General features: G+C 65.6%; 1 protein-coding gene. It reads left to right on the top strand.

The window, feature by feature from the left end; genetic code table 11:
* Window positions 1-97 precede the first annotated feature (97 nt).
* A partial coding sequence (locus ABVF28_RS17200; RefSeq protein ID WP_371031457.1) for an IS481 family transposase occupies window positions 98-1052 on the top strand: 955 nt, incomplete at its 3' end.

The raw sequence follows: 1052 nt of genomic DNA on the forward strand, positions 1-1052 counted from the left end.
TGTATGGCCTCGGGACGTTGTGAACGGGTGACGTGAAGCGAGAACCTCCGTGCAGGATGTGGGTTACCACACTCAAATCCTGACCACGGAGGTTCTCGTGACTCACGCTAACGCACCCCTCACCCCGGAAGGGCGTCGCCGTCTGGCGGTCCTGGTCGTTGAGCAAGGCTGGAACCTGCGCCGCGCCGCGGAACGGTTCCAGTGCTCGCCCTCGACCGCGAAGAAATGGGCCGACCGCTACCGAGCCGGGGAACCTCTCACGGATCGCTCCTCGCGCCCGCACACGTCTCCGAGCCGCTGCCCGAAACGTGTCGAGCGGCGCATTATCGGGATGCGCTTCACCCGCCGTTGGGGACCGCACCGCATCGCTTACCACCTCGGGATCGAGCCCTCGCAAGCCTGGCGCGTCCTGCGCCGCTACCGCATGCCCCACCTCGCGCACCTTGACCAAGCCACCGGCCTCCCCGTCCGGAAGGCACGCCCACATCGCTATGAGCGCGCCGCACCAGGCGAGCTCGTCCACGTCGATATCAAGAAACTCGGCCGCATCCCGGACGGCGGCGGACACCGCAAACTCGGCCGCCAGCAAGGCCGCAAGAAGCGCGGGGTCGGCTATGCCTACCTCCACCACGCCGTCGATGACCACTCGAGACTCGCCTACTCAGAGATCCTCGAGAACGAGAAGAAGGAGACCGCGGCCTGCTTCTGGGCGCGAGCCAATGCCTACTTCGCATCGGTCGGGATCACCGTCACCGAAGTCATCACGGATAACGGCTCCTGCTACCGATCCCGTGTCTTCCGCGACGCGCTCGAGCGCATGAACATCAAGCACCGCCGGACTCGCGCCTACCGGCCACAAACCAATGGCAAGGTCGAGCGGTTCAACCGCACCCTCGCCACCGAATGGGCCTACGCGGACACCTACACCAGCGACGATGCCAGGGCCGCGACCTACGACACCTGGCTCCATCACTACAATCACCACAGACCCCACACCGGAATCGGCGGCCAACGCCCCTCAGACCGCGTTCACAACCTCACGGGGCAAGACA

The organism is Pseudoclavibacter sp. JSM 162008 (assembly GCF_041366455.1).
Taxonomy (GTDB): domain Bacteria; phylum Actinomycetota; class Actinomycetes; order Actinomycetales; family Microbacteriaceae; genus Pseudoclavibacter.